23 protein-coding genes and 2 tRNA genes are annotated in these 24,059 nt (G+C 70.6%); 13 read left to right on the forward strand and 12 right to left on the reverse strand.

The window, feature by feature from the left end:
* Positions 1-215 precede the first annotated feature (215 nt).
* Positions 216-539, reverse strand: a complete 324-nt coding sequence (locus ACIHCM_RS04875; protein WP_365452897.1) for a hypothetical protein — start codon at positions 537-539, stop codon at positions 216-218.
* Between the two features lie 361 nt (positions 540-900).
* On the opposite strand from ACIHCM_RS04875, the gene ACIHCM_RS04880 reads away from it, so the two are divergent.
* Together ACIHCM_RS04880 and ACIHCM_RS04885 are read left to right on the forward strand one after the other, a co-directional pair.
* Positions 901-1,764, forward strand: a complete 864-nt coding sequence (locus ACIHCM_RS04880) for a bifunctional DNA primase/polymerase (protein WP_399889151.1) — start codon at positions 901-903, stop codon at positions 1,762-1,764.
* A gap of 42 nt (positions 1,765-1,806) precedes the next feature.
* On the forward strand, positions 1,807-2,238 hold the full coding sequence (locus ACIHCM_RS04885) for a hypothetical protein (protein WP_399889154.1): 432 nt from the start codon (positions 1,807-1,809) through the stop codon (positions 2,236-2,238).
* Between the two features lie 133 nt (positions 2,239-2,371).
* On the opposite strand, the gene ACIHCM_RS04890 is transcribed toward ACIHCM_RS04885, so the two are convergent.
* Positions 2,372-2,977, reverse strand: a complete 606-nt coding sequence (locus tag ACIHCM_RS04890; RefSeq protein WP_399889157.1) for a TetR-like C-terminal domain-containing protein — start codon at positions 2,975-2,977, stop codon at positions 2,372-2,374.
* Between the two features lie 198 nt (positions 2,978-3,175).
* On the opposite strand from ACIHCM_RS04890, the gene ACIHCM_RS04895 reads away from it, so the two are divergent.
* The 3 genes from ACIHCM_RS04895 (at position 3,176) to ACIHCM_RS04905 (ending at position 5,531) form a co-directional block, all read left to right on the forward strand.
* Positions 3,176-4,018, forward strand: a complete 843-nt coding sequence (locus ACIHCM_RS04895) for a patatin-like phospholipase family protein (RefSeq protein ID WP_399889160.1) — start codon at positions 3,176-3,178, stop codon at positions 4,016-4,018.
* Between the two features lie 45 nt (positions 4,019-4,063).
* Positions 4,064-4,795, forward strand: a complete 732-nt coding sequence (locus tag ACIHCM_RS04900; RefSeq protein ID WP_399889163.1) for a DsbA family protein — start codon at positions 4,064-4,066, stop codon at positions 4,793-4,795.
* A 70-nt stretch (positions 4,796-4,865) separates the two neighbouring features.
* Entirely contained in the window at positions 4,866-5,531 is a 666-nt protein-coding gene (locus tag ACIHCM_RS04905) for an FMN-dependent NADH-azoreductase (protein WP_399889166.1), read from the forward strand.
* A gap of 715 nt (positions 5,532-6,246) precedes the next feature.
* On the opposite strand, the gene ACIHCM_RS04910 is transcribed toward ACIHCM_RS04905, so the two are convergent.
* Positions 6,247-6,331, reverse strand: a tRNA-Ser gene (locus tag ACIHCM_RS04910).
* A 782-nt stretch (positions 6,332-7,113) separates the two neighbouring features.
* Here ACIHCM_RS04910 and ACIHCM_RS04915 point away from each other — a divergent pair.
* Positions 7,114-7,578: a hypothetical protein gene (locus ACIHCM_RS04915; protein WP_399889169.1), complete on the forward strand. Its 465-nt coding sequence runs from the start codon at positions 7,114-7,116 to the stop codon at positions 7,576-7,578.
* 127 nt (positions 7,579-7,705) lie between these two features.
* On the opposite strand, the gene ACIHCM_RS04920 is transcribed toward ACIHCM_RS04915, so the two are convergent.
* Positions 7,706-8,122 (reverse strand): hypothetical protein, encoded by a 417-nt coding sequence (locus ACIHCM_RS04920; RefSeq protein ID WP_399889172.1) that lies wholly within the window; start codon positions 8,120-8,122, stop codon positions 7,706-7,708.
* A gap of 542 nt (positions 8,123-8,664) precedes the next feature.
* Here ACIHCM_RS04920 and ACIHCM_RS04925 point away from each other — a divergent pair.
* Positions 8,665-9,792, forward strand: a complete 1,128-nt coding sequence (locus ACIHCM_RS04925) for an AI-2E family transporter (protein ID WP_399889175.1) — start codon at positions 8,665-8,667, stop codon at positions 9,790-9,792.
* On the opposite strand, the gene ACIHCM_RS04930 is transcribed toward ACIHCM_RS04925, so the two are convergent.
* From ACIHCM_RS04930 to ACIHCM_RS04950, 5 genes are all read right to left on the reverse strand, one after another.
* Positions 9,720-10,721, reverse strand: a complete 1,002-nt coding sequence (locus ACIHCM_RS04930; protein WP_399889178.1) for a diacylglycerol/lipid kinase family protein — start codon at positions 10,719-10,721, stop codon at positions 9,720-9,722. The two genes, ACIHCM_RS04925 and ACIHCM_RS04930, sit on opposite strands and share 73 nt — an antisense overlap.
* A 246-nt stretch (positions 10,722-10,967) precedes the next feature.
* Positions 10,968-11,648 (reverse strand): HdeD family acid-resistance protein, encoded by a 681-nt coding sequence (locus tag ACIHCM_RS04935; RefSeq protein ID WP_399889181.1) that lies wholly within the window; start codon positions 11,646-11,648, stop codon positions 10,968-10,970.
* A gap of 130 nt (positions 11,649-11,778) precedes the next feature.
* Positions 11,779-11,862: transfer RNA gene (locus ACIHCM_RS04940), tRNA-Ser, on the reverse strand.
* 174 nt (positions 11,863-12,036) lie between these two features.
* Positions 12,037-12,207 (reverse strand): hypothetical protein, encoded by a 171-nt coding sequence (locus tag ACIHCM_RS04945; protein ID WP_399889184.1) that lies wholly within the window; start codon positions 12,205-12,207, stop codon positions 12,037-12,039.
* 218 nt (positions 12,208-12,425) lie between these two features.
* The gene (locus ACIHCM_RS04950) at positions 12,426-13,916 is read right to left on the reverse strand and encodes a S1C family serine protease (RefSeq protein WP_399889187.1); all 1,491 of its coding nucleotides are present in this window, start codon (positions 13,914-13,916) and stop codon (positions 12,426-12,428) included.
* A gap of 237 nt (positions 13,917-14,153) precedes the next feature.
* Between ACIHCM_RS04950 and ACIHCM_RS04955 the strand changes: the two genes are divergently transcribed.
* The 3 genes from ACIHCM_RS04955 to ACIHCM_RS04965 all read left to right on the forward strand — a co-directional run bounded on the left by ACIHCM_RS04955 (position 14,154) and on the right by ACIHCM_RS04965 (position 17,135).
* Positions 14,154-14,981: a glycerophosphodiester phosphodiesterase gene (locus ACIHCM_RS04955; RefSeq protein WP_399889190.1), complete on the forward strand. Its 828-nt coding sequence runs from the start codon at positions 14,154-14,156 to the stop codon at positions 14,979-14,981.
* 139 nt (positions 14,982-15,120) lie between these two features.
* On the forward strand, positions 15,121-15,759 hold the full coding sequence (locus tag ACIHCM_RS04960) for an ATP-binding protein (protein WP_399889193.1): 639 nt from the start codon (positions 15,121-15,123) through the stop codon (positions 15,757-15,759).
* A 410-nt stretch (positions 15,760-16,169) separates the two neighbouring features.
* Positions 16,170-17,135, forward strand: a complete 966-nt coding sequence (locus tag ACIHCM_RS04965) for a DUF5926 family protein (RefSeq protein ID WP_399889196.1) — start codon at positions 16,170-16,172, stop codon at positions 17,133-17,135.
* 255 nt (positions 17,136-17,390) lie between these two features.
* On the opposite strand, the gene ACIHCM_RS04970 is transcribed toward ACIHCM_RS04965, so the two are convergent.
* Both ACIHCM_RS04970 and ACIHCM_RS04975 read right to left on the reverse strand, forming a co-directional pair.
* On the reverse strand, positions 17,391-17,978 hold the full coding sequence (locus ACIHCM_RS04970; RefSeq protein WP_399889199.1) for a hypothetical protein: 588 nt from the start codon (positions 17,976-17,978) through the stop codon (positions 17,391-17,393).
* A gap of 55 nt (positions 17,979-18,033) precedes the next feature.
* Positions 18,034-18,699, reverse strand: a complete 666-nt coding sequence (locus tag ACIHCM_RS04975) for a bifunctional DNA primase/polymerase (protein ID WP_399889202.1) — start codon at positions 18,697-18,699, stop codon at positions 18,034-18,036.
* A 504-nt stretch (positions 18,700-19,203) separates the two neighbouring features.
* Here ACIHCM_RS04975 and ACIHCM_RS04980 point away from each other — a divergent pair.
* Complete coding sequence (locus ACIHCM_RS04980) at positions 19,204-20,712, forward strand: PP2C family protein-serine/threonine phosphatase (protein ID WP_399890539.1); 1,509 nt, start codon at positions 19,204-19,206, stop codon at positions 20,710-20,712.
* A gap of 111 nt (positions 20,713-20,823) precedes the next feature.
* A complete protein-coding gene (locus ACIHCM_RS04985; protein WP_399889205.1) occupies positions 20,824-22,290 on the forward strand; it encodes an aminopeptidase P family protein in 1,467 nt (488 codons plus the stop codon).
* Between the two features lie 64 nt (positions 22,291-22,354).
* On the opposite strand, the gene ACIHCM_RS04990 is transcribed toward ACIHCM_RS04985, so the two are convergent.
* Entirely contained in the window at positions 22,355-22,804 is a 450-nt protein-coding gene (locus ACIHCM_RS04990) for an ATP-binding protein (RefSeq protein WP_399889208.1), read from the reverse strand.
* Between the two features lie 268 nt (positions 22,805-23,072).
* Between ACIHCM_RS04990 and ACIHCM_RS04995 the strand changes: the two genes are divergently transcribed.
* Entirely contained in the window at positions 23,073-23,900 is an 828-nt protein-coding gene (locus ACIHCM_RS04995; protein ID WP_399889211.1) for a hypothetical protein, read from the forward strand.
* Positions 23,901-24,059 lie beyond the last annotated feature (159 nt).

A 24,059-nucleotide genomic window follows, 5' to 3' on the forward strand; every position in this document is an offset into this window, starting at 1 on the left:
CGATCAGCACCCTCAGAAATCTGACTGTCCGTCAGGCAAAGGTCTCTGTCAAGGCCGAAATCCACCCGGCCCGCACGGGGTCGGCACCTGCCCCTGAGGGAAACGCCTGCGCGGCGGCGCCGAAGCACCGCCGCGCGGACTGACCTTGTTCACCCCACTGAACACGCCCCACACGTGAGTTGAGAGGGCGGCGCCGGTGCGCCCGCCCCCTCAGATCACCACCAGGGGTAGAAGTTGACGGCGACGTTCTCGTTGCCCTGCTGGATGGCCGTGTACGCCGAGTCGTCGACCTGCGCGGTGTTGCTCTGGTTCGAGGCGCCGGCGCCGACGGCCTGCTGCTGCGTGGTCGAGGAGTTGCCGTTGTTGTCGTCGCCGACACCGCTGCCGATGATGCCCGCGAACGCGTTGGTGACGGAGGCGGTCGATCCGTTGTCCGCGAAGGAGCCGTTGTCCGCCGTCGCGACACCGGCGAAGAGGGCGGCTGCGAGCGGAAGGGCGGAGACGGCGGCGACTACGCGAGCGGTACGGATGCTTGCCATGTTGGGTTCCTCCAGTAGCAATACGCCCGGCCGGACGGCCTCGAGCGCGTGAAGTACGGCTTTCACCAGGGCAGTTGGCCGACCGCCCCGGCTGTGTGAGCACGACGTCGCGAGATCAGGATTGCCCACCGAATCCCCGGCGAACCATCCCGGAAGCGGTGATTCAACCTCAAGCGTGATGACAAGTCGATAAACCCCTTAGGTCACGTCGACACCACGCTTCGGGGCACACAGGACGCCTCGACACCAAGCGGCACAAGAGGCGAAGCGTTCCATCAACTTTTCCGCCAATCCGCTGGTCACCGGCGGGTCGGGCGCGCCCCCTCTTCCCTTCTTCGAACACTCGTACGAAAATGAGGGCATGGCCACCATCGACCGGCAGGCCACGACGCTGGCCCTCGCGCACGCCCTGTCAGCCGCCGAACGCGGTCTGGCCGTCATCCCCCTCTCCCGGACCAAACTCCCGGCCCTGCGCTCCCCCCACCGCACCGACCCGGCGACCCCGCCCTGCCACGGTGAGTGCGGGCGCTTCGGACACGGCGTGTACGACGCCTCGACCGACCCGCGCCGGATCCGCGAACTGTTCGCCGCCGCACCCTGGGCCACCGGGTACGGCATCGCCTGCGGGCTGCCCCCGCACCATCTGATCGGCATCGACCTGGACACCAAGTCGGGCACGGACTCCTCGGCCGCCCTGCGCGAACTGGCGCTGCGGCATCTGTTCACGATCCCGCAGACGGTGGTCGTCCTCACCCCCAGCGGCGGCCGCCACCTGTGGCTCACCGGCCCGCCGGACACCGCCGTCCCCAACTCGGCCGGCCGCCTCGCCCCCGGCATCGACGTCCGCGGCGCCGGCGGCTACCTCGTCGGCCCCGGCTCCCGCACCGACCACGGCGTGTACGGCACCGCACCCGGCACGGCCCATCTGACCCCGGCCACCTGCCCCCCGGCCCTGCTCCGCCTGCTCCTCCCCCCGCCGCGCACGCCGGCCGCATCAGCTGCCAGGGCCGGTCACGGCCAGGGCCTCGTCCAGTTCGTCCTCGCGGCGCACGAGGGGCAGCGCAACACCCGCCTCTTCTGGGCGGCCTGCCGCGCCTACGAGAACGGGCTCGCTCCGGACCTTGTCCCCGCACTGATCGAGGCGGCCCTCGGAACGGGCCTCAGCGAACGGGAGGCCCGCGCCACCATCGCCTCGGCGGCCCGCCTGACCGGCCACCACCCGTGAAAACCGGCTGATCGGCCCCGGACCCCGCCCTAGGGTGGGGCCATGTCGCTGACCCGGGTCGTCCTCTCCTCCGGCCGTTCGATCGAACTGACCGAGCTGCGCATGTCCTCGACGTACGGCGGGATGCTGGAGGGCTATCCCTGCGCACCGGTCAACGACATGAAGATCAACGCGCTGATACGGGGCGCACAACGGGCCTACCCCACGACGCGCGTCCACCTGATCCCACCGCAGCGCGACTACCCCGGCCAGGACGGCGGCGCCTTCGGGCCGGTGGAGGTGCTGCCGGCGGTGGGGTGCGTCGGGGCGTTCTGCTCCTCGCCGGTGGACCAGTCCCACGACCCCGCCCTCTACCGCTCCCGCCTCACGCTGGTGTGGTTCCAGCCGGCCCCGACACCGCCGTCGGGCCACGAGGCCGATGCCGGGCTGCTCGGCTTGGCCTGGGAGGAACTGGCCCAGGACGACGAGCTCTGATCACCGGTACGAGCCAGGCCCCATCTGTGCCCCGGAAGCCCGTCGGCCGCCGACCCGAACACCAGGTCAGCGGCCGATTCAGTGGGCGGCGGCGGGTGTGGCATCTGCCGGATACCGACCGAGCTGGCTCCGGTCACGCTTGCCGTGGCGCCGCACCGTTGAGCGCCTGGTCGACCAGGCGCTCGACGAGCGAGTCGTCAAGTGGGGCCCTCAGCACGAGCAACCTGTGGTAGCAGGCTCCCCACAGTTGATCGATGATGACGTCGAGGTCCGCGTCCTCACGCAGCTGACCATCCTGCTGAGCAGCACGTAGCCGCCCCCGGACGAGTTCGCTGCGGGGCAGGGCATAGCTCTCCGTCCACGCGCGTGCGACCTCCGGATCCATCTGGGCGGCGCCGATGAGCTCGGACACGGGCCTCCCCGCCCCCTCTTCGGTCAACCAGCGCACGAAAGAGCCAAGTTGAGCGAGCAGATCCGCGCGCAGATCGTCGGTGTGGGCGAAGTCCAGTACGAGGTTGCTCTGAGCGAAGTACGCCTCGGCCGCCAGGGCACCCGGCGACGGCCACCACTTGTAGAGAGTCATCTTGCTGGATCCCGCGTCCGTCGCGACGCGGTCGAACGTGACAGCCCGCAGGCCGTCTGTCAGCAGGATTCGCCCCGCAGCCGCCAACACGCCGGCGCGCACCTCTGCTGCCGGACGTCGGCCTCGCCCCCGACGGGCGCCTGTGTCCTCGGTCATGGACAACCCCTCTTGTGGACTTCTTGTACATTTCTGTGTACCGTGATTAGTGGACAGGTTGTCCACATTAGTCGGAGGTCTCGATCGTCGCGAGCAGCCCAGGCCGCGCCGCATTCGGGCTCCGCCGCGGTGGCACGGGATATCCGGCGCCTCCGTGGCCCCCGGCAGGAGGAGCAGCGATCGTGGAAAGGACACAACGTGAGTGACGCGATGGTCATGGGTGGCGGAGGCGTAGGAGCGATCGCCTGGATGACGGGGCTACTCACCGGCCTCGATGAGACCGGACAGGGCATCGCCTCGGCAGATCTGATCATCGGGACCTCTGCAGGGGCCACGGTCGCGGCACAACTCGGCAGCGGGCTCTCCCTTGAAGAGCTCTACACCAGACAGGCCGAGCCCGCATCGCAGGCCACCGAGATCGCAGCCAAGGTGGACCTGGCGCACTATCGCGCGCACCTCACCGACGTACTGCAGTCGGACGGGGCACTGCCCGGGATGCGGCGTGCGCTCGGCAGGTTCGCCATGGCAGCAGAGACCGTGTCCGAAACAGCTCGGCGCGCGGTGATCGAGTCCCGTCTGCCGTCGCACGAGTGGCCCACCACGCACACGCTGCGGATCGTCACCGTGGACGCCGAGACCGGGGAGCCCCGGATCTTCGACCGCGCCTCAGGGGTGAGTCTGGTCGACGCGGTAGCGGCGAGTTGCGCCGTACCAGGCATCTGGCCTGCCGTGACGATCGACGGGCGCCGGTACGTCGACGGTGGCGTGCGGTCCAGCGTGAACGCCGACTACGCCCTTGGCGCGTCACGGGTGCTTGTGATCGCCCCCACGGGGGCGAAGGGGCTCTTCCCCAGCGAGAAGCCTCTCGATGTGGCCGTCCGGGAACTGCGGGCCGCCGGTGCCGAGGTCGCGGTCCTCGAACCCGACGAGGCTTCGCTCGCGGCGATCGGTCCGAACGCCCTGGACCCGGCCACGCGGACCCCCGCCGCCGAAGCCGGCCGCGCGCAGGGGCGCGGGCTGTCCATCGCCTGGCGCGTCTGACCCCGACCCTCACATCCAGAACGTCATGTATCGGAGATGCCCGTCATGAACGTGGAAATCTGGTCCGACCTCACGTGCCCGTGGTGCGGTCTGGCCAATCATCGTCTCGACAAGGCGGTGGAGCGGTTCGCCCATGGCGGCGACATCGAGCTCATCCATCGCTCTTTCCCGCTGGACCCCGATCTGCCGACCAGCCCCGCGCTGCCCACCCGGCAGCTGCTGAAGCAGAAGTACGGAATGAACGGCGCTCAGGCCGAAGCGGCCACCCACCGGGTCGAGGTGCTGGCCGAGGGCGAGGGGCTGAAGCCGTACATCGTGCTGGACAACACGGTCGCCAACACCCAACTGGCCCACGAGTTCCTTGCCCACGCCACCACCCAGGGCAAGCACGCGGAGGCGTGGCACCTGAGCTTTCGCGCCTACTTCGGTGAGGCCCGCTCGCTGTTCGACGTGGACGCCCTGCTCGAACTGAGCGACGAACTCGGACTGGACCGGGACGAGACCCGGCAGGCGCTGCTGGAACGCCGTTACCGGCAGCAGGTCCACGACGAGGTCCGCCGCGCCGCCACCCTCGGCGCCAAGGGCGTGCCCTTCCTCCTTGTCGAAGGCCGGCACACTCTTTCCGGCGCCCAGGACACCGACACACTCCTCCGCGTTTTCCAGCAGGTGTGGGACGCCGCCCACCCGCCGGTCATCCAGAGCCTGGCCGAGGACAACGAGGCGATCTGCGGGCCTGACGGATGCGTGCTGCCCGCCGATCACGCTGCCCGTGACTGACCGTCGCTCCGGTCCGCTCCGCTCATGGCCCGGTGCGCCGCAGGAATCGCGGCCCACCATGCATCACACCGTGCGAAAGGCACCGTTCTCCATGTCCTACCTGTTGCACATCGACTCCTCTTCCCTCGGTACCGCTTCGGTCTCCCGCCAGGTCGCCGACTCCTTCCGCAGCGCCTGGACCGGCGACGTCGTCCACCGGGACCTGGCCGCCTCACCCGTGCCGCATCTGAGCGCGGCGACCCTGGCCGCCCGATCGACCGACCCCTCCCAGCACACTGCTGAGCAGGCCGAAGCCGCCGCTGTGCAAGACGAACTCGTCGAGGAGTTCCTCGGGGCGAGGGCCTACCTCTTCACCGTGCCGATGTACAACCGCCTGATGCCCTCGGTGTTCAAAGCCTGGCTCGACCAGATCATCGTCCCGGGCCGGACGATCGACCCCTCCGGCGACGCCCCTGCCGCCGGCCGCCCGGCCGTGCTGATCTCGGCTCGCGGCGGCGGCTACGGCCCCGGCACCCCCAACCACGGCAAGGACTTCCTCGTCCCGGCGCTGGAGTCCGTATTGAGCGACACCGCCTACCTCGGCCTCGAGATCACCACCCTCACCGCCGACCTGACCAAGGCTCCTGTCGTCCCGGCGCTCGCCCACCTCATCCCGGTCCACGAGGCCTCCTTGGCCAACGCCCACGAGCAGGCCCGCCTGCACGCCGAGAAGATCAGCCAGCAGCTCACCGCGTGACACGTCCGCTGCGGCGCTGGGCCGGCCACAGGAAGTCGCCCCCGGTCAAAGGGCGTTGCAGTACGTATCGGCGCCTCATCCCAGACCCAGGCCGCCGTCCACCGGGATGACTGGACGACCGGCCTGAAGGCGCCGCACCGTGGGGACGGGCGCGGCGCACCCTGGCCGGGTGGGGTTCCCCTTGAGCGGCGGGAACCCCACCCGGCCGAACAATGTCGTGCGCGACCCGATTCAACACGGGCCGCCACGACCAGGACCCACCGGAGGCAGAGGCCAAGGGCGTGGGGACGGGTGGAACGCAACGCGCCTGCCGTGGAACACGAACTGCTGCCCGGCAGCCTCTGGACCGTGCGCACTGGGAGACACCCAAGGCGGGGGAGGGCTGGACGTACGCGGCGTCGCCACGCCCGCCCGGCGCGGACCCTGCTCGACGCGGCCCGCGCGCAAGGTCCACACGGTGCCCACTTGGCCGCGTTCTCCGCCTGCATCCGCTATGCGGCGATGCGTCCCGAGGAGGTATCCGTGCTGAGCGCGGACCAGTGAGAGTTCCGCCGGAGGGGCGGGGGCGTTTCCGGTCACTCCTGGCCGCAGGTTGGCCGCACACCCTGGTCAGAGCAGGGAAACCGGCGAGCCGAGGTGAGACAAGGTCACGCAGATGGGGTGCCGCTCCGGAGAGTGGCACCCCATCTGACCTGCAAGCTTCTGACCTGCCAAGCGGTGGGTGTGGGATTTGAACCCACGGTGACTCGCGCCACGACGGTTTTCAAGACCGTTCCCTTAGGCCGCTCGGGCAACCCACCTCCGTCCCGCCTACCAGCGGCGGAACGGCTACAGAGTACCGGGCTCGTGCGCCGCGCGGGCTCCGTGGTCCACACGGGGTCCACTGGCACCCTTGCCCGGCACTTCGTGACCGGCAGAACTCCACACGCGGCATGCGGCCTGGGTACCGTCACGGGTAGAAGCCCCGACGGATGGAGCACGATGCCTCGCCGCCCTCTGGACCGCCGGCGCCTCACCCGACTACGACGCCCGGTACTCCCTCCGGGTGTATCCGCTGCCCACACGCCGCCCGGCACCCCCGCAAGCCCCGTCCCCGCGCCCCGATGACCTCCGCCCCCGCGTCTTTCCCGGTTCCCCCCGGCGCGGGGGCGGGCTCACCACCAACCGGAGCTCTACCGCTGAACGCACACCCGCCGCTCTGCGGCGAAGTCCTGCCCATCTACTGGAGCAGGACGGCACCAGCCGCTGCCGAGAACACGGTGAACCGCAAGCGGACGGTCTTCAGCAACTGTCGCCGGTACGCCGTGGAAAGGGAGCTGCTGACGGTTCTGCCCCTGGACAAGGTCGACTGGACCCCGCCCGAGACTGACGACGAGATCGGCTTCCGGTTCGTCCCAGGGCCAAAGCTGGCGAAGTCGCTGATTGACGCCGTCGGTGAGCAGGGCGCACGCGGACGACACCTGATGGCGTTCTTCGGCTGCCTTTACTACGCGGCCAACCGCCCCGGGGAGGCCGCCAGTCTCCGTGAGGACGACTTCACTCTTCGGAAGACGGCTGGGGCGAAGTCCTGTTGTCGACGAGCATGCCGCGAGTCGGCTCCGGCTGGACCGACACAGGCGAGTCGTTTGGTACGCGCGGCCTGAAGAAGCGGGCTCGCAAGGCGACCCTGCCCGTTCCGGTCCCGCCCGTCCTGGTGCGCCTGGTCCGCGAGCACATCAGGAAGTTCGGCACCGCCGAGGATGGCCGGCTGTTCCGTGCCGCACAGGGCGGCCACCTCCTGTCCAAGGAGTACGGAGAGGTGTGGAAGGCGGCCCGGCTCGCGGTGCTCACGGAGTCGGGGGCATCCTCGCCGCTGGCTGACGTGCCGTACTCCCTGCGCCACGCGGGCGTCTCACTCTGGCTGGAGTCCGGCGTCACCCCGGCTGAGGTGGCACGACGGGCATGCCACAGCATCGCGGTCCTGTTCCGCTTCTACGCCAAGGCCATCCACCGCAATCAGGCGCGTGCGAACCAACAGATCGAACGCGCGTTGGAAGCCACTGACTGACGCCCGGAAGAGCACGAGCTGTCCCGCTCACCGATGTGGAGGGTGAGCGGGACTCATATGCAGCAGGCTCTCTGCCGACCCCGGGGTGAGCGTCGGTTGAGGCAGGCCGTTTCTCCGACATGGGTTCCTACCTGCTGGCCAAAGCTTCGGCCTCCGCACGGGCCCGCAATGCCTCCAGCGCAGCGGATTCCGCCTCCAGGATCGCGGATCCGGCGAAGTCGATCGCCATCGACGCGTATCCCTCCGCGTCCTCCGCCCTGAGCTCGGCACGCGTCAGGTCATCCTCACTCTTCTGCTCATGGATACGGCTCTTGACCTTCGCCACGTGCTCCTGCCACTTGTTCCTGGCCTCTTCCAGTGACGCGGCGTCAGCGGCCTTCTGTTCGGCCGCTTCCCGACGGAGTTGCTCTGCCCGCTCTTCCGTCTCCCGCTGAACCTGTTCGATCGCGACCGACAGCTCCTCCTGGTTCTTGGCGATGGCACTTTCCACCTGCTGCTGTGCCTGCCTCGACCAATCCGTCAGTTGGTTGATGCGGTCAGTCATCTCCGACATGGCCCGACCCTTCCGATTGCAACAAAAGGAGGACTTACATCAATTCGAACATATCCGACAAGGGGCTGCTACTCGCACGGAAGCTGCAGGTCGGCCCGCTCCTGACAGCGCGGACATGCGCGGGAACGCGGCAGAGGTTACACAGGAAGGGTGAGGGTCAACAGGCCGGACGAAGTCGAGATTCCTCCCGAACCGCCCGCTCTGCGTGGAACGTTGTTCTGTGCCCGGTCGGGCGCCCGGGCGCCCCTGCCGGTGCCGCATCCGTCGCACATGCATGCTCGCGTGCCGGGGCCCGGTGGCGGGCGAGTAGTAGCCGCGCTCTGCCGTTCACCTGTGCGCGAGCTCTTCAGGCAAGCGGTTCGGGCGGTGCACCCGCCCCCAGGTGAGGTCAAGGCCGCCCTGTCGGCAGTTGCAGCCCTTCCTCTCCACTGCGAACGCGGATGACGCAGCCGGATCCCGGCCGGGAGTCGGAGCCGCCTGAAAGAACCTCGCCTTCCGAGGCCGGGGCCGCAGAAGCGGCGGGTGGCGGCCGGATGCCCCGGTGGCTGCCGCGTGCCATGGTGCTCGCTCTCGCGCTGGTCGCCGTCTACCAGCTCGGCAGCTGGGCGTTCCACAGACTCACCGGTCTGTTGGTCGGCATTCTGATCGCGTCCTGCCTCGCGCTGGGGATCGAGCCGCCGGTCAGCCGGATGGTGGCCCGGGGGATGCGCCGGGGCACGGCCACCCTCCTGGTGTGCCTCGTCCTGGCCCTGGTGGCGGCGGGGTTCTTCGCGTTGTTCGGCTCGCTCCTGGCGGGCCAGATAAGCGGCATCGCCGATGACGTCCCGAGGTACGCCGACTCTCTCATCGGCTGGATCAACCGGACGTTCCACACGGATCTGTCACGGGTCGACATCCAGGGCCGGCTGGCGCGCTCCGGCTGGCTGCGGACGTACATACAGAAGAGCGCGGGCGGAGTGTTCGATTTCTCTGCTTCCGTGCTGGGCGGCCTGTTCCGGATACTGACGATCTTCCTGTTCGCGTTCTACTTCGCCGCGGACGGCCCCCGGCTGCGCCGCGCGTTGTGCTCGCTGCTGCCTCCGGCCAAGCAGACGGAGATGCTCCGGGCCTGGGAGATCGCGGTGGACAAGACGAGCGGCTACCTCTACTCCCGCGGGCTGATGGCCCTCATATCCGCGGTCGCCCACTTCGTCATGCTGGCCCTGCTGGGCGTGCCGTACGCCCCGGCGCTCGCCGTGTGGGTGGGCGTGGTTTCGCAGTTCATCCCGGTCATCGGGACCTATCTGGCCGCGGCCTTGCCCATACTGGTCGCGTTCGCCGTCGACCCCTGGTACGCGGTGTGGGTGCTGATCTTCGTCGTGGTGTACCAGCAGTTCGAGAACTACCTGATCCAGCCGCGACTCACCTCCAAGACGGTGGACATCCATCCGGCGGTGGCCTTCGGCTCCGTGGTCGCGGGCACCGCGCTGCTCGGTGTGGCCGGCACACTGATCGCCATTCCGGTGGTGGCCACGTTGCAGGCGTTCCTCGGGGTGTATGTGAAGCGGTACGACGTGGCGGAAGATCTGCGTGGAGAGGAGGCCCAGCGCTACCCGCACAGGGAGGGACGTTCGCTGCCCGCACGACTGCGTGGTCTGCTGCGCGGACGCGGCCGGTCCTGACCGGGCTTGTCAAGGATTTCGCCACGCGCTGACGCGGCAGGAGCTCCAGGGACCCCCGGCCGGTCCTTCGGCAGCAGCACCCGCAGGGCGCCCGGCCGGATTCCGCAAACGACGGGGAGAGGGAGCCGCACCGCTTCGCCGTCGACACCCGCCTCCAGGTGCCGCACGTCACCGTGCAGCGTGATGCCGGGAGCCGACCAGACGACCACCCCATCATCTGACGGGCTCACATCACGCTTGCGGAGCCGCAGTTCGTCGCGCAGGTGCCGCAGGAGGTCCGGGGGCGCCTGTGCCGGGCGCTTGAGGACGATGGCGCCCAGCTCTCCCGTGGCGAGGGAGAAGCGACGCCCCAGCCAGCGCGGTGTGGCCAGGTGGTAGGGGTTGTTGGAGATCAGTACCACCTGCGGGTACTCGACGGTCCCCCACGGGGTGTCCACACGGGCCTCAACCCACTGCTTGCCCTTGAGATAGTCGGGGGCCACCGTGGCGAACGCGCGCGGCTTGTCCTCCCGATACCCGGGCTCCAGCAGGGCGTCGGCGTACATGCCGAAAGAGACGTTGTTGACGAAGACACGCGAGCCGAGCACCCCCAGGTCGACCTGCATCGCCTCACCTTCGATCAGGGCGTCCAGTGCCCGCCCCGGATCCCGGAGGTCGAGGCCGAGGTCCCGGGCGAAATGGTTCCGGGTGCCCGCCGGGGCCACGACCAGTGGTCGGCCCTCGTCCGCGGCCACCGCGGCGACCGCCGACACGGTGCCGTCGCCGCCCGCCACCCCCAACAGCTGCGCCCCCTCCCGGACTGCCCTTCTCGCAAGCGACGCCGCGTCCCGTTCCGCGCTGGTCATCCAGACCTGCGCTCCCATGTCCTCGGCCCGCTGCACCAGGCTGTAACGAGCGGTCTTGCCGCCGCCCGAGCGTGGGTTCGTCACGATCACCACCCGGGCACCCATCCGACCAACAGCCATTGGCACACCCACTCTCACCGTTCTGGGCGGTCTACGACCACCGGCCGACGTAGGGCATCGCTGCCTCCTGAGACGTGGCGGCGTCACTGAGGAGCACCGGCCAGGCGCCTCCGTGCGCTGCGGGCAGCCGGACAGATGTGTCCGCCGCAGACGTCTGTCCGGCACGGCGGACGCCTGCGGCAGCGGGACGGCCGGAGTCTCCAGCCGAGATCAGTGCTGGGGGTGCGGTTGGGAGCGGAACGCAGGCCGCCGCTTGGCAGTGCCCCCGGGAGCGAGATGACCGACTTCGATGCGCATCCTGATGGCGTGGAACACCTCGACCACGCCGAGGACGATGGCCATGACGCCCACTACCAGGGTGAGCGCGCCGATCGAGGTGAACGGCGAGACGATCAGCACGATGCCCGCCAGCATGCCGACGATCCCGGTGAAGAGCATCCAGCCGCGCGCCGGCGTGGCCGGGGTGGTGGCCGCCGTGGCCGTCACCATGGTGCCGCGCAGCAGCCAGCTGAAGCCGATCCACAGGGCGAGTAGCAGGATCGACTGCATCGTGCCGCGGAAGCAGATCAGCCCGAGCAGGACGGAGAGCGCACCCGTGAGGAAGTGCAACGCTCGAAGATGCCCGGGAATGTGCGTGCCGAAGGCGGCTGCCAGCTGGAAGACACCGATGACCAGCAGGTAGACGCCGAAGAGTATGCCGACGACCTTCAGCGTCTCCTCGGGCCAGGCGAGGACCACGACGCCGAGGGCGATGGAGGCCAGGCCGGTGGTGAGAAGGATCTGCCAGCCCGTGTTCGCCAAGGCCGCCAGACTTCTGTCGAGGGAGGTGTCACGTGGCTCGGTGCCGTAGGGATGCGCGGTGCCGGTGTGCGAATCGGGGGAGGATGCCATATCAGCTCACCCTTCCGGAAACAACGGAAGCGGGTCTGTTCCCTTCCATCGTCGCCCGCCCGGCTCCGTATCGCCTGGCGAGGAAGTGGTCCCTCGGGCGGTGCGGCAGGGCACCACTCAGGGGCGTGCGTGGTTCTCAGGCCGGCATCCGAACCCACGGGAACGCTTTCACGTCCCTACGGTTTTCAAGACCGTTCCCTTAGGCCGCTCGGGCAACCCACCTTCGCGCCGCCCACCAGGGGCGGAGCGGGTCACCGTACCGGGAGCGGCCGGTTCCCGGGGGCTGTGGGGCGGAGGACGTCCGCCGTCCCTCGTCGCGCGCCTGCCTGGGCGGGTCGCGTCGGCTCCATGCGCGGCCGAGCGAGGCATGGGCAGCCGTACGCTGTCGTCAGCCGTGGGAGCGCAGGGCTTCCCGGACGGCGTGGACGCCAGTGATCGCGGCCGTGAGCCACGGCAGGGCGGAACTGAGGGCGATCCCGCACTCCACGTCCACCGTGGCGGCCACCGCACAGACGGCGATCGTCACCAGGGCACCGGCTGCGATCGAGTGTTTCGCCACGGCGACACGATCGATGTCCGACGGTGCCGGCGCACACCTTTACCCTCGCCACACCGCCCGCTGGTCGCGGTGACGGCGCCGGGCGCCTGGTTCGGCGTGATGACCGTCACCGATCGTTGCCCCCGGAGCGGGAGATGAGGACGCGATGGGCCAATACACAAGGGGCGCCCCCGATGAGGGGGCACCCCTTATAGGTCGGTCGACAAGCGCGCAGCGGATCAGCTGTCGCCGACGCGGGAGCCCAAGGTGACCTCGACCGTGTCGGTCTTGCCGCCTCGTTCGTAGGTGATCGTGACCTTGTCGCCGGGCTTGTGGGTCCAGATCTCGCCGATCAGGGTCGGGCCGCTGTCGATCACCGTCTCGTCGAGCTTGGTGATGACGTCGCCGGGCTTCAGGCCGGCCTTGTCGGCGGGGCCGCCCGCCTCGACCGGGTCCGTGCCACCCGCGCCCGTGTCGGTGATCTTCGCGCCGCCGCTGGTGTCCTCCAGGGAGACGGACGCGCCGATCTTGGCGTACACCGGCTTGCCCGTCTTGATCAGCTCCTGGGCGACGTACTTCGCCTGGTTGATCGGGATGGCGAAGCCCAGGCCGATGGAGCCGGACTGGCCGGTGCCGAAGCCGCCGTTGCTGCTGGACTGGATCGCGGAGTTGATGCCGATGACATTGCCCTTGGCGTCCAGCAGCGGGCCGCCGGAGTTGCCGGGGTTGATCGAGGCGTCGGTCTGCAGCGCGCTCATGTACGACGCCTGGCTGCCGGTGCCGTCGCTGGAGGCCACCGGGCGGTTCTTGGCGCTGATGATGCCGGTCGTGACCGTGTTCGACAGACCGAAGGGGGCGCCGATGGCGATGGTCGAGTCACCGACGGCCACCTGGTCGGAGTTGCCCAGGGTGAGCGGCTTCAGGCCGGAGGGGGCGTTCTTGAGCTTGATCACCGCCACGTCGTAGCCCTGTGCGTTGCCGACGACCTCGGCGTCGTACTTCTTGCCGTTCGGGAACGTGGCCGACAGCTTGCCGCCGTCCACCGCTTCGGCGACCACATGGTTGTTGGTGACGATGTGGCCCTCGGTGTCGAAGACGAAGCCCGTGCCCGTGCCGCCTTCGCCGCTGCTGCTCTCGGCCTCGATGGTGACCGTGCTCGGCAGCGCCTTGGCCGTCACCGCGGCGACCGTACCGGCGTCGCGCTTGAGGTCACCGCCGCTGTCGGAGGCGGAGACGGTGGTGGAGCTGGTGTCGTCGCCCTTGGCCAGCGTGTAGCCGATGCCACCGCCCAGGCCGCCCGCGACCAGTGCGGCCCCCAGGACCGCGGCCAGCAGGCCACCGCGCCGGCCGCCGGGCTTCGGCGCGGGCTGTGCGTACGACGTCCCCCAGCCGGATCCGTCGCCCGGACCGCCCGCGCCCGGCTCCGGGTACGCGTGCGGGGGCGGCGGGGGCGGCCAGCCGCCCTCGGGGGCAGCACCCGGGGAGCCGCCCTGGGAGTTCGCCGCCGCGTACGCCGGCGCGCCGGGTGCGTGCGGCGGCTGCCCCGGGGCGCCCGGGGTGCCGGGCGCGCCCGGGGGCGTGACCGGCATCTGCGCCGTCGGGTCGTCGTCGGTGGGCGCGTAGGCGGGGGCGTGCGCGGGGTGCTGCGGGGAGGCTGCGGGAATGTCCACCGGCACGGGAGGTGCAGACGGGGCCGGGGGTACCGCAGTGCCCTCGTTCTCGGTGCTCACAGCTCTTCTCCTCGGTCAACTGCTGTTGGTCAGGCGCGATGCGACTGTTTCTCTGCTCGCTTGTGAGTTTGTATGCCGTCAGCTTTTCCCACAGGCCGTCAGGGCACCATAAGCGGTTGCTGTGGGTGTTCGACTTACCTTTATATGGGAGCAGTCCGGTCAAAAGGCCGCATTCCGACCGCGGCCAAATTGCCTCCGCCCTCACGGCTACCCAGGGCCGATGGCACCATGACGCGGGTGACCCACGCACGACAGCCCAAGCCCCAGGTCGTCGCCCACCGCGGGGCCTCCGAGGACGCCCCCGAGCACACCCTCGCCGCCTACAAGAAGGCGATCGAGGACGGCGCGGACGCCCTGGAGTGCGATGTGCGGCTGACAGCCGACGGACACCTGGTGTGCGTCCACGACCGTCGCATCAACCGTACGTCCAACGGCCGCGGCGCGGTCTCCGCCCTGGAGCTCGCCGATCTCGCCACCCTGGACTTCGGCTCCTGGAAGTACCGCGGGTCACTGCACCACCGGGACGAGGAGCCCGACTGGGTGCACCGGCCGGAGGACCCGGCGGAGACCTCCGTACTCACCCTGGAGCGGCTGCTCGGCCTCGTCGCGGACGCCGGGCGGCGGGTGGAGCTGGCCATCGAGACGAAACACCCCACACGTTGGGCCGGGCAGGTGGAGGAGCGGCTGCTGACGCTCCTGAAGCGCTTCGGTCTGGACGCTCCGGCCGCTCCCGGGGAGTCCTCGGTACGGGTCATGAGTTTCTCGGCGCGCTCCCTGCACCGCGTCCGTGCCGCCTCGCCGACGTTGCCGGTCGTGTATCTGATGCAGTTCGTCTCGCCCCGTCTGCGTGACGGACGGCTGCCCGCGGGTGTCCGGATCGCGGGCCCCTCGATGCGGATCGTGCGCAATCATCCGACGTACGTCCAGCGCCTGAAGCGGGCCGGCCACCAGGTACACGTGTGGACGGTGAACGAGCCCGAGGACGTGAATCTCTGCGTCGACCTGGGCATCGACGCCATCATCACCAACCGCCCGCGCGCGGTTCTCGACCAGCTGGGTCGCTGAGCCATGAAACGAAGCTTGACCTCCGGGCCCGCCTGCACCATTCTCCGATCTCGGCCACACCGTCGAAATCCGGCCATGCACTGACAGGTCCATTACAGGGAGTGCTCCGGCGCGTTCGTTCCGTGTTCGATCGTTGCGAATGCGTCGCCGGACGTGGGTTGGCCGGTTTCCGGTACAGGCCAATGGGGCATCCACACCGTGGCGTGGGGCGAAGGAGGTCTCGGGGGTGGCGTTGGTGGTGGCACAGGAGGTGCCCACGTCGTCAAGCATGGCCGTACCCCATGGCCCTGCGGGCGTGGGCAAGGCGCGACACCGGATGCGCGATCAGTTGCGCAACGGCGGTGTCGCGGAGTCGGTCATCGACGATGCCGTACTGATACTTTCCGAACTTCTGAGCAACGCGTGCAAGCACGGCCGGCCGCTGGGCGACGCCCTGGCCGGGGACGGTGACGTCCGGGCGGCATGGCGCGTGGACACGGACGGCAGGCTGCTGGTCGAGGTGACGGACGGCGGCGGGCCGACACGTCCGGCCCCGGCGACACCCTCGGTCACCGCGCACGGCGGCCGCGGGCTCAACATCATCACGGCACTGGCCGACGACTGGGGCGTACGGGACGACACCCAGGGCGAGGTCACCGTGTGGGTGGTGGTCCATGACGGCGTACACGATCCAGGTGCGGGGCACCGCCGCGACGATTTCGCTACGCGTGTAACTGCCCCGCCGGTGTCCGCCATCACCGATCTGGATTTCGCGGACGCGTTCGAGGATCTGGACTGAGGTCTCGGCGGGGGGCGCGTCCGGGAGGCCGAGACGGCGCGCGACGCCCGGACTCCAGGAGGCCGAGACGGCGCGCGACGCCCGGACTCCAGGAGGCCGAGACGGGCGCGCGACGCCCGGACTCCAGGAGGCCGAGACGGGCGCGGGATGCGTCGGCTCGGGGAGCCCGGACTCAGCCGTCCCCGGCCTCGAGGACCGCCAAGCGCGACAACGGGACTCGAACACGCCCGGGCTCGATGCCCGGCGCTGGTGGCGCCTGAGTTCGGCGCCCGGCCCTGATGACGCCCGAGCTCAAAAGCCGGGCCCCGGTTGTCCACAACGCCCCGCTCATCCACAGGATCCCGTCACCCCGCGCACAAACGGCTAGGCTCCCGACGTACGAGAAGAGCCGTAACCGGGAGACACCCACCATGGCCAAGAAGCGACCTCAGACGAAGGCCACGCGCCCGCAGCTCACGGATGGAGAGATCCCGGTCGTCGGTGCCCGTGAGCCCTGTCCTTGCGGCAGCGGGCGCCGTTACAAGGCGTGCCACGGCCGGGCCGCCGCCCAGGCCGCGACCGAGCTGGTGCACCGCCCGTTCGAGGGCCTGCCCGGCGAGTGCGACTGGGTCGCCCTGCGCGAGCTGGTTCCGGCGGCCACCGCCGGACTGACCCTCAAGGCCGGCCTCCCCGAGGGCGTCCCCTCGGTCACGCTCGCCACGGTGCTGCCGATGGCCTGGCCGGCGCTGCGCCGCGACGACGGCTCGGTCCTGCTCGGCCTGCAGAACGACACGGCGTCCGGCGACATCAGCCGCGACCTCGCCGACACCCTGACGCGCGCGCTCGAGGCACAGCCCGGCACGCCGGTGAAGGGCCGCCGCGCCCCCGCCGACGGGCCCCGTCTGCAGGATCTGCTCGACCCGAAGGCGCCGTTCGAGCCGGTCGTGCACCCCGGTTTCGAGTTCTGGGTGCCGGATCCGGAGAACGCCACGCCGGACGTGACCGCCTCGCTGGAGCGGGCCAACGCCGCCGCCATCCCGACGGTCAAGCTCCAGGGCGTCGACTCGGCGTACTGGTGTGAGACCCCGGAGAAGAACCACCTGCGCTGGGTCATGCCGCACCCGGAGGAGCAGCTTCTGGACGCCCTCGCGCGGCTGCACGCGGCGGGCCGGTCCAGCCTCGGTGAGGGCACGCGGCTCGTCGGTTCCTTCCGGGCGCACGGCCTGACCGTGCCCGTGTGGGACCTGCCGAGCGGTGTCACCGCCGAGGACGTCGAGAAGCCCGCGGCCGAGTTCGCCGAGCGGCTCGCGGCCGCCCTGGCCTCGGACGCGCCGCTCACCGCGGACGAGCGACGTGCGCGCGGCGGCCTGACCAACCGGCAGGTCACGCTCAGCTGACGCAGAGCCTTCTCACCGACGTTCGGCTGACCGGTCGGTCAGCCGAACAGGCTCCCTCGGAACGGGTGCCTTCAGGCGCAACTCCCGCTGCTGACAAGCCAGTCGGTGTCCGAAAGGCCAAGGAAAACGGGAGATCGAATTTGCGAACCGCCGATCTCTTGTTACCGTTTCATTAGCCCGGTTGCTGGTGCATCCCCCGTCGCCAGCAACCGGGTCTTTCCATGTGCGGAGTCGCTCACGCACCGATGATGTCGGTCAACTGTCCGTAGACACGCCGGAGTTGCTTCCCGAGCGCAGCAGGGACGGCCCCTGTCCGCCACGTGCCGCGAACTCCGCGATCGCCGCATACGCCCCGGGCTCCCCCTGTGTCCGCTCCCGTGGCGTCTCACAGCTGGCCGGCTCGTCCTCGGCACCCACCTGGCAGCGCATCTGCACCGTCCGCCCGGCCGGACCCATCATGCTCAGCACGGCGTCCAGGGCGTCGCCGGTCGCGTTGCGGTAGTACGTGCGCGCCCAGGTCTCCTCGCCCTGCGTCAGCACACAGGTCTGCGCCTCGATGCCGTCGGGCGAGGTGATTTCGGGGCCGCAGCGGGTGGCGGTGGCCAGGCCGAGGCCGAGGAGATGGGGGGAGCGGGCATGGCCGGGCGCGGCGGGGTCCTCGCCGGGAGCCCCGGCGTCACGGCGGGGCTCCTCCTCCAGCGGCACCCTGGCGTCCCCGCGCCCAGGGACCGTCACGGCCTTGGCATCGCGGTCGTCACCCGCGGGCCCCGCGGACGCCATGGCAAGCGGCAGCGCCACCGCGCACGTCACGACGGCCGCGAGAGCGAGCAGGCGGAGATTCATGAGGGGACGATAACGACTGGGGCCGGGCGCCCGGTTCCGCGCGCGCCCGACACCCTCAGAACTCGGGTGCGCTCACACCCGTACGAGTGAGTGCGTCGACCACGGCGTCCACCACGGCCTCGACGTCGGGCACCCACGGAGCGGCCGAACCGGGCAGTGGTGCGCGTTCCCATCGGATCTGCCCCGCCCCGGTCGGGGACGGCGGCAGCGCGACATAGCCGCCCTCGCTGTGGAAGCGCAGCGAACCGGGAACGAAGTCCTTCGCGTACAGCAGCTCGCCCAGTTGCTCCATCGAGTACGGCCGGACGAGCACGGCCCAGCGGGTGCGGGAGGCGAGGACCGGGCCGAGGCGCATGCCCGTGCGGTCCAGCGCGGCCAGGGCGCGCGCGGCCGCGGGGGCCGGCAGGCTGACCGCGCAGGGCGCCGTGCCACCGGTGGCCAGGATGATCGGCGCCGTGGGCCGGTTGGTCCACCACCAGCGCACCATGCGCTCGTCGGTGGTGGCCGCAAGGAGGCCGGGGTCGAAGGGGTGCGCGCCGGGCACCGTGCACTCGGGGTCGGGGCAGCCGCAGCGGGCTCCGCCCCGCGGGTCCGCCGTGACGCCCGGGAGTACGGGCCATTTCCATTCCGTCGCGAAGGTCAGGGCCGCGCTGATCATCTCAGGCCTCCCATAGTTCCGCCTGGTCAGGAGCCTGCGTCGCCTTCCGAGGATCTCGCGCATCAGCGCTCGTTCCTTTCCGTTGCACGCCTGGCAACACCGTGGTCCACATCACATCATGTGTCGATCACTTCACTGTGCGTACCTGTTGGCGCATCACATCCCGGCTCTCGAGCACGGGTAACCCCTATGGGCCGAACGTTGGCAGTGCCCGCGCCCATTCCGAGTCCATCAGAAGCACGGGCGTGGCGTGGGGTGGCGAAGTGTGGCGTTTGCCGTCCCGCGCATTTCTCTTCGCCGCCGTCACGGGAGGATGGGGCTCGGTCGTCGGTGGTTAAGACGCCCGGGTCCGTCACCAGGTTCCGGGTGCTCCCCAACCACCCCTGGCCTTCACCGAGTACGTACCCATCACGACCGCTGTGACGCTCCGTCGAGCAAGCCCAGTCGACCGCAATAGGGCATTACCTGAAGCAGTTTTCAGCCAACTTCCGCTTTCCGCAAGAGATCCCGGGAGATCCGTCCCCGAACCACAACAAGCCCATGGACACCAGGAATCCCAGCAGGACAATGCTGGACATCCCCTCACGAGTGCGTGTACATGTGGAGACACCGCTAGCGGCGCAAAATGACATGGGGGTTTGCGATGCTTCTGAGCAAAACGCGCCGGTCGGAAAGCCGGACACCATGAACGCCCCGCACCCTCCGAAAGTGGCTGGAATCGATTCAGCGGTTCCGAGCCCCGCACACACTGTCGCGCCCTCCTCACCGGCCGCCGCCGTCGTCACCACCGGCCCCGGCGTCCTCCTCCAGGACCGGCTCGCCGGCTGGGTCTCCGACCTCACCACGCTGCACGAACTGACCGAACGCCTGGCCCGTACGGACACCCTGGCCGACGCGCTCCAGGAGCTGCTGCGTGCCGGAGCGGCCCTGGTCGGCGCGCGGCGCGGTCTCGTCGTACTGGAACCGGCCGACGGCCTCGGACCGGGCAGCACCATCGGTCTGGGCCTGGCCCAGGCGGATCTCGGACACATCGAGACCGTGCCGCGCGGTGCGATGCCGTACGGCGATCTGCTGGACGCCCCGTTGGGGCCGCCGGGCGGCGTCCGGGAAATCGTCCGGCCCGATCTGCTCGCCGAGGACGGCCTCGACCCCCGGCACCGCGAGGTGGCCCGCCGTCTCGGCTACGCCGCGAGCTACGCGCTCCCCTTGGCCACGGACGCCGCGGCCCGCCTCGGTGCCGCCGTGTGGCTCTACGACGAACCCGCCGAGCCGGTGGAGCGACAGCGCCATCTGGCGGGCCTGTACACCCGTTACGCCGGCGAACACCTCGCCCGGCTGCTGGAGGTCGAGCGCACGCGCGCGTGCATGGCGACCATCTCCGAGGAGTTGCTCCCGTCCCGGCTCCCCCGCGTCTCCGGCGTCCAGCTCGCCGCCCGGCACCGCACCGGTCCGCGCGGCGGCGGCGACTGGTACGACGCGCTGCCGCTGCCGGACGCCGCGCTCGGGCTCGCCGTCGGGTCGGTCACCGGGGCGGGGCCCAGCGCGATCGCCGCGATGGGGCGGCTGCGGGCGTCCTTGCGCGCGTACGCCGTGATGGAGGGCGAGGACCCGGTGGCCGTCCTGTCCGACCTGGAGCTGCTGCTCCGGCTCACCGAGCCCGCCCGGTCGGCCACCGCCCTGTTCGGCTACGCCGAGCCCGCCCTGCACAAGGTCACGCTCGCCGGTGCCGGGCACTGCCCGCCGTTGCTGATCGGGGAGCGGCGCACGGAGTTCGTGGAGACGTCTGTCTCGGCGCCGCTCGGGATGCTCGCCTGCTGGGAGGCGCCCAGCGTGGAGGTGCAGGCGGAGCCCGGAGAGACGGTTCTGCTGTACACCGACGGGCTGCTCCAGCGCACGGGCGACCCCATGGACCGGGCCTTCGCACGGCTGCACGCGGCGGCGGCCGGTGTGCCGCGCGCCAAACGGCGGGACCCGGACGCCCTCACCGACCACGTCCTGCGCACGATGCTCCCCGACGGACTGGACTCGGCGGACAGCGCGGAGGACGTGGTGCTGCTGGCGGCGCGGTTCGAGTGACGCCGCCGGGCGGCCGCGGCGGCCCGGCGGCGCCGGTCACGGGTCCTACGGCCCTGGGCCTCCTTTCGTGCGACCGTACGATGGAGGAGGTCGAGTGCCGTATCTAGGAGGATGACCGTGGCCGAAGAGCTCCCGGAGACCCCGGTGGAGGCTTCTGAGGAAGAGCCCGTCAAGCAGCGCAAGAACGGACTGTACCCGGGCGTGTCCGACGAGTTGGCCGAGAACATGAAGTCCGGCTGGGCCGACACGGAGCTGCACGACCTGCAGCCGATCCCGCAGGCCGCCGAGACCGCCGCCCGCCGCGCCGCGCTCTCCGCCCGCTTCCCGGGCGAGCGCCTGGTGATCCCCGCGGGCAAGCTGAAGACCCGCTCAAACGACACGGAGTATCCCTTCCGCGCGTCGGTCGAGTACGCCTACCTCACCGGCAACCAGACCGAGGACGGCGTCCTGGTCCTGGAGCCCAAGGGCGACGGCCACGAGGCCACGATCTATCTGCTGCCCCGCTCCGACCGGGAGAACGGCGAGTTCTGGCTGGACGGTCAGGGCGAGCTGTGGGTGGGCCGCCGGCACTCGCTCGCCGAGGCCGAGCAGCTGCACGGCATCCCCGCCTCCGACGTCCGCGAGCTCGCCGGCGCGCTGCGCGAGGCCACCGGCCCGGTGCGGGTCGTGCGGGGCCATGACGCCGGCATCGAGGCCGCGCTCACCGACAAGGTCACCGCCGAGCGCGACGAGGAGCTGCGGGTCTTCCTCTCCGAGGCCCGGCTGGTCAAGGACGAGTTCGAGATCGGCGAGCTGCAGAAGGCCGTCGACTCCACCGTGCGCGGCTTCGAGGACGTCGTGAAGGTCCTCGACAAGGCGGAGGCGACCAGCGAGCGCTACATCGAGGGCACCTTCTTCCTCCGCGCGCGCGTCGAGGGCAACGACGTCGGCTACGGCTCCATCTGCGCCGCCGGGCCGCACGCCTGCACACTGCACTGGGTGCGCAACGACGGGCCGGTGCGCTCCGGCGATCTGCTGCTGCTGGACGCGGGCGTCGAGACGCACACGTACTACACCGCGGACGTGACGCGGACGCTGCCGGTCAACGGGCGGTTCAGCGAGATCCAGCGGAAGATCTACGACGCGGTCTACGAGGCCCAGGAGGCCGGGATCGCGGCGGTGAAGCCGGGCGCGAAGTACCGGGACTTCCACGACGCCGCTCAGCGCGTGCTCGCCGAGAAGCTGGTCGAGTGGGGGCTCGTCGCGGGCCCGGTCGAGCGGGTGCTGGAGCTGGGGTTGCAGCGACGGTGGACGCTGCACGGCACCGGCCACATGCTCGGGATGGACGTGCACGACTGCGCCGCGGCGCGGACCGAGACGTATGTGGAGGGCGTGCTGGAGCCCGGGATGTGCCTGACCGTGGAGCCGGGGCTGTACTTCCAGGCCGACGACCTGACCGTCCCGGAGGAGTACCGGGGCATCGGCGTCCGGATCGAGGACGACATCCTGGTGACCGAGGACGGCAACCGCAATCTGTCGGCCGGGCTGCCCCGCCGGTCGGACGAGGTCGAGGAGTGGATGGCCTCGCTGAAGGGCTGAGCCGGAGCGGACCGACGGCCGGGCGCCCGGCCGTCGTCGCGCTCCAGGGGCCGGGTTCGGGGCGCTACACCGCCATCAGCGGAGCGTCCTCTCTCCACTTGAGGATCTTGTCGAAGCTCACCACGGCCCCGTCCCGGTCCGGGTTGTTGCCGATGTGGACGTGGTCGGCGAGTTCCTCGATGAGGCACAGGCCGCGGCCGTGTTCGGCGTCGGGGCGGGCGGGCAGTGGCCGGGGATGGGGGCGGGCGAACCCCGGCCCGGAGTCGGTGACCTCGATACGGCACTTCTCGCCGTCGAGGTAGGCGGTGACCCGGTACGCCCCGGTGGAGACGCCGTGCGCGGTGTCCCCGCCGTGTTCCACGGCGTTGGCGCAGGCCTCGGTGAGGGCGACGGAAAGGTCGTAGGAGACGTCGGGGTCGACACCCGCCGTCTCCATCGTGCCGAGCAGCAGGCGCCGGGCGAGCGGCACGCTCGCGGCGTCGCGCCGCAGATGGAGTGACCACCAGATGCTCATGCTCCAGCCTCCTGGCCGCGGCTCGACATACCGTTACGTATTACCGCCCGTACGCGTATGTAAGCGCGGAATCAACGTGATGCCGCCCATACGGGGGATGCGCCGAGGGTGGCGAACGGTGTATGTGGGGCATGAGTGTTCCGGATGGGTGACCGGCGGGAGCAGCCGCACCGGACAGGACGGCACAGAGGCGGACCTTCCGGATCGTACGGAATCTTGCGGACCTGCCGTATGGCCGTCATAAGAGCAGTGCGATGATGAGGCCGCCATGTCTGCCCCCCACCCGCGCACAGCGCACCCCGGAGCCGGGCTCCGGATCCCGCGGGCCGCGGTCTTCGCCGCGGTCTGCGTCGTGCTGTCCGGGGCCGGGCACGCCATCGCCTCCTGCGCCGCCGTTCCGCTGTGGACGCTGGGCGCGGGGTTCCTGGGCGTGCTCCTGGTCGCGGCGCCGCTCGCCGGGCGGGAGCGCTCGCTGGCGGGGATCGCCGCGCTGCTGGCGGTCGGGCAGGCCGTGCTGCACACCGTGTTCGGGCTGGGTCAGCACGCCGCGGCCGCGGCCTCCGAGGCGGCGCAGACCGACGCAGCGCTGGTCGCGCGGGCCGCGCGGCTGGTGTGCGGGAGCACCGCGGCGGCGATCAGCCCGGCGCAGGCCCAGCGGATCCTCGTGGAGGCCCGGGTCCCTCAGGGCGGCGATTCGGGTGCGCACGCCATGCACCACCCCGCCGACGCCATGTCCACGGCCGTCGGCTCCTCGGCCGCACACCTGCCGTCCCTGCCGATGCTGCTCGGCCATGTCCTCGCGGCGGTCGTCGCGGGCTGGCTGCTGCGTCGCGGTGACCTCGCTCTGCTGCGGATCACCGAACTCTCGGCGCTCTCAGCGCATTCGATCGCGGAGGGGGCGCTCGTACGTTCCCTGCGCGCGGCGTTCGCGCTGGCGCGCGCCCTGCGTACCGGGCTCCCGACGGTGCCCGACGCCCGTGCGCGCCGCCTTGGGCGCGCTCCCGCACGCGGCGTCCCTGAGCCTCGTACCACCGCACTCCAGCACACCGTGATCCGGCGCGGACCGCCCGCCGCCGTGCTCGTTCTCGCCGCCTGACGCGACGCGCCGCCACTTCCTTCCGTGGTCCGCCGCCGTCGCGCGGCACGCGCGTGTACCCGCCTGCCGGCGAACGCCCCCCGGCAGGCCCGCTGATCGGCGATGCCCGCAACGGGCACCTCCCCGCGCGCGTACCCCTCCTCACCAACGGAACCCTCA

It is taken from the genome of Streptomyces sp. NPDC052023, from assembly GCF_044548465.1.
Taxonomy (GTDB): Bacteria; Actinomycetota; Actinomycetes; order Streptomycetales; family Streptomycetaceae; genus Streptomyces.